At 53.1% G+C, this 4,158-nt stretch carries 6 protein-coding genes; 3 read left to right on the top strand and 3 right to left on the bottom strand.

Annotation, left to right across the window (positions count from 1 at the left end):
• The 3 genes from QNK41_RS05470 to QNK41_RS05480 all read left to right on the top strand — a co-directional run.
• The coding region (locus QNK41_RS05470; RefSeq protein WP_319254569.1) for a nucleoside recognition domain-containing protein at positions 1-375 on the top strand (375 nt) is incomplete at its 5' end.
• A gap of 50 nt (positions 376-425) precedes the next feature.
• Positions 426-1,607: an amidohydrolase gene (locus QNK41_RS05475; protein WP_319254571.1), complete on the top strand. Its 1,182-nt coding sequence runs from the start codon at positions 426-428 to the stop codon at positions 1,605-1,607.
• Positions 1,608-1,733: 126 nt separating this feature from the next.
• Positions 1,734-2,303 carry a class I SAM-dependent methyltransferase gene (locus QNK41_RS05480; RefSeq protein WP_319254574.1) on the top strand — a complete coding sequence of 190 codons (570 nt, stop codon included), beginning with the start codon at positions 1,734-1,736 and terminating at the stop codon, positions 2,301-2,303.
• 413 nt (positions 2,304-2,716) lie between these two features.
• On the opposite strand, the gene QNK41_RS05485 is transcribed toward QNK41_RS05480, so the two are convergent.
• The 3 genes from QNK41_RS05485 to QNK41_RS05495 all read right to left on the bottom strand — a co-directional run.
• Positions 2,717-3,100 carry a group 1 truncated hemoglobin gene (locus QNK41_RS05485; protein ID WP_319254576.1) on the bottom strand — a complete coding sequence of 128 codons (384 nt, stop codon included), beginning with the start codon at positions 3,098-3,100 and terminating at the stop codon, positions 2,717-2,719.
• A gap of 116 nt (positions 3,101-3,216) precedes the next feature.
• Positions 3,217-3,513, bottom strand: coding sequence for an antibiotic biosynthesis monooxygenase family protein (locus QNK41_RS05490; protein WP_319254578.1), 297 nt, complete (start codon positions 3,511-3,513; stop codon positions 3,217-3,219).
• Between the two features lie 390 nt (positions 3,514-3,903).
• Positions 3,904-4,158: YidB family protein (locus QNK41_RS05495; RefSeq protein ID WP_319254580.1), on the bottom strand; the 255-nt coding region annotated here is incomplete at its 5' end.

The raw sequence follows: 4,158 nt of genomic DNA on the forward strand, positions 1-4,158 counted from the left end.
ATCCTCGTGGCGGTGGGCATGCTGCGGGCCAGCGGGGCCATGGACCTGCTGGTGGGTGCCCTGGCGCCGGTGACCGGTCGGTTCGGCCTACCGGCCGAGGCCCTGCCCATGGCCCTGATGCGCCCCTTGAGCGGATCCGGCGCCTACGGCATCCTGGCTTCGATCATCAACGACGCGGCTATCGGACCGGACAGCTACACCGGCGTATTGGTCTCCACCCTGCAGGGATCCACGGAAACCACCTTCTACGTCATGGCCGTCTACTTCGGCGCGGTACAGGTACGACGCATCCGGCATGCCATGGCTGCGGCCCTGACGGCCGATGCTGCCGGGGTGATCTTCGCCATTGTGGCCTGCTGGCTATTTTTGACATAAAAGCGTCCCACGGCATCATTCAACGACGATATAAGCAAACAGGAATCGCCATGAACATCACGGATATGGTCAGATCGCATCAGGAACAGGTCGTCAAAATCCGCAGGGATCTACACCGCATACCTGAAGTGGCATACACAGAAGAGAAGACCAGCGCCTATGTGGCCGAGTATCTGAAACGGGAAGGCCTGTCCGTGGTCACAGGCATTGCCCGCACCGGTGTGGTGGGCCTGCTCGACACCGGCCGCCCCGGCCCGACTCTGCTGGTCAGGGCCGACATGGATGCACTGCCCATCACCGAAGCAACCGGTCTGCCCTTTGCTTCCCAACACCCCGGCGTCATGCACGCCTGCGGCCACGACGGCCACACGGCCATGGTCCTGGTTGCCGCCAGGGTAATGAATGCGCTCAAAAACCGGATCAACGGAACAATCAAATTTGTCTTCCAGCCCGCCGAAGAGGGGCCGGGTGGCGCCAAGCCCATGATCGAAGCCGGGGTGATGGACAATCCACGTGTGGACTACGCCCTGGGCTGCCACATCTGGCCCACCATTCCCGAAGGGACCATCGGCATCCGGGCCGGTGTCTTGATGGCGGCCATGTTCCGCTTCGACATCACCATCACGGGCAAGGGTGGCCACGGGGCCATGCCCCATCTTTGCGTGGATGCCCTGGAAACCGGCTGCCAGGTGGTGGCTGCCTTGCAGCGTATCGTCAGCCGCCAGATGGACCCGCTGCAGCCTTCGGTGGTCACTGTCGGAAAATTCGAGGCCGGTACCGCCTTCAACGTGATCCCGGAAACCGCTACTTTTTGCGGCACCGCAAGAACCTTTGACAAGACAACCTGGGAACGCTGGCCAGAAATCATCGAAACCATTGTCAAAGGGGTCTGCGAATCCATGGGGGCCGGTTACGAAATGAGCTATGAGCAGGGCTATCCGCCCACGATCAACGATCCAGACATGGCCGACCGGATGAAACGCATCGCCGGAGAAGTCGTCGGCGTTGACCGCGTGGTCGTTCCGGACATGACCCTGGGGGGTGAAGACATGTCGTTTTTCCTGGAACGGGTCCCGGGCTGTTTCTTCTGCCTGGGTGCGGGCAACGACGCCTATGCCGGCATCCACAATCCGCGGTTTGGCTTCAATGAAGAGATCCTGCTCACCGGCGTCGAAACCTACTGCCGGGCGGCCATCGATCTTCTGGGAAGTCCCTTCCCTGCAGGCAGTTAGGCAGTTTAGCGTTCCTTGAGAAACAGGTTTATGGAAACGTCGCCGCCAATCTGGCGCTACCCAGGAATGTGGTTGTGGAAATAGCTGAAGGGTAGTCTTTCTTTTAACCGGAATCAAAGGACAACCATGTCACCCAAACCCATTGCCGCCGGCAAGAGCAGCTTCGATCTCATCGATTTCGCCACCTTTCTGTCCGCCGTTGACCTGCGCGGCGAGATCGTCTTTCTCGATGTGGCCTGCGGCATCGGCAATTATGCCATCGAGATCGCCCGCCAGATCCGGGAGACGGGGACGGTACATGCCCTTGACCTGTGGGAGGAAGGCATCACCAAACTCAGGCTCAAGGCCGGTTCGCTGGGCCTGGAGAATATCGACGCCGCGGTTTGTGACGTTAGCAAGAAAATCCCACTTGACGATCACAGCGTCGATATCTGCCTCATGGCCACGGTGCTCCACGACTTGGTCGAAGACGGCACCCACCATGGCGCATTGAAGGAGATCGTACGGGTGCTCAAACCGGCCGGGCTGTTGGCGGTGGTGGAGTTCAAAAAAATGCCCGGGCCGCCCGGACCGCCGGAGAAGGTTCGATTGTCGCCGGAAGAATTGCTTCAGATACTCGAACCGCTGGGGTTTCAATGTCGTGACACCGCCGATTTAGGAACAGTGACCTACCTTTCACTGTTTCACCTGAGATAAGCGTTTTATAAAAATTCAGGCATCGGGGTGTTTTTATGTCATGCCCGCATAGGCGGGCATCCAGGGCTCTCGAACCTATTCTCTCTGGATTCCCGCTTTCCCGGGAATGACACCGCTGAGATAGTAAAACTCCCCGAGCCCTGATATAATTGAACGGTTGGTTTTTTTATTTTTGATTTAGCTAATATGCGGTGATATATTCCAGCAGCTTGAAGGCCGGGGTGATTGAAGTTTTGTTGGATATCTTCTGGATCGCTCATTTAAGAACCGAAGGCAATTGTCACCTGACTTGGTTGAATCGTTTGAAGCAATTTGGCCCACGGAGGTTCGAACCCTACAAAAGGGTTGTCTATATTGATGATATTGGCAAGTTGTGTTGCGTTTTGATATCGCACCTGAAGGTTTATCGGTTTTTATCCCCCTGACGCGGCATCACCGGTGATTTCATCTGCGTATGTACTGATTCGGCTGATAATGTCTTGCACGTCCTGCTCCTTGAGCGCACAACCCTGGAGGGTATGAATTAGATGACCGACGTACAGAGAAAAATGATGTTTGGTAATGCCTCTTCCATGATGGACATATCCGAGAGGCCTGCCAGTATAAATGTTTGGACCATCCAGCGCTGCACTAAAGAACTCGCGCTGCATTCTGCGGATTTTGTCCATAGAGACGTTTTTAAAAAACGGTTTTAGTTCTGGATCGGCGACTACCCGATCATAAAATTTGTCGACAAGTTCACCGATAGCCTGTTTGCCACCGACTCGTTCAAATAGTGTTTGTTGGTTTTCGAGCATTTTAAACCTCTGGGTTCTAAACTACTAATTGGGAAAACCGTAAATCATAGGTCTGAAACTTGTTGAAGAAACAGACGAGATATAAACTGTCTGTAATTCGCTTTTCCAGCGATTTATCAGGGTGTCATTGGCGAATAAATATGATATTCTGATTTTTCTCCGGTTAAGATCTCAATATTATGATCAATCTCGGCTCTTTCTTGACTGCGGACCCAATTATTCCAGTCTTCAACTGTTTCCCATCTGCTGACAACAAGGCAATTTCCGGGGTATTCTGTGTCGCAGAGGGTCTCCCCTGAGATATATCCAGGTTGATACATGGCGCAGGCTCTCATTTGTAAAATAAGAGGGACTAATTCTTTCGCCTGACGACCCTGTTTGACCTTTCTTTGGATAATGACCTGAATTGCCATATCCCGCTCCTATTTAGCTGACTGATTTGTCACCTGTATTTATCCTCCTAACAGTATAGAATGGTGTTCTATTATGCACTTAATATAGTATCGGAAAGTTTAATTGCAATTGCGGTCACTGGAAAGGCCTTTTATTGGAATTGCCAAACCAGGCGCTTGAGATCGGTGCCTGTAGATTCCCCATGCTTCAGATTTTCTAATTCCCATTCATATCAAACGATTTACAAAAAATAAGAATGCATACTGAATTAGAAAAAACGTTGTTGGAGAGCAGTTTAAAGGACGTCCTGAAACCCCCTGAATGCCGAGCACCGTAGCTTGACCTATCGCCCTGTCTTGAACAACAGAAATAAGCTTGACAGGAGCAGCTGATGGTTGGCGGTATTTGGCCTACTTGCCGAACAATTTCCCTGCCATTCCTAAAGCGCCTGAGAGGCCACCCATTGAATCAAGCAATGATCCGCCGCTGCTGGCCTTATCCACCATCTGCGGAAGTGCCTCGGACAAGCCGCCAGCCGCCTCATCCTCGCTAAGACCCAGTTTGCCTGCAAATTCAGAAATTTTATCGCTGCCGAACATGTTGGTAATTTGGTCAGTCGAAACGGATTCGTTGTTTCCGTCGCCAAGCCAGGACTTCGCGACAGC

The organism is Desulfosarcina sp., from assembly GCF_033791525.1.
Lineage (GTDB): Bacteria > Desulfobacterota > Desulfobacteria > Desulfobacterales > Desulfosarcinaceae > Desulfosarcina.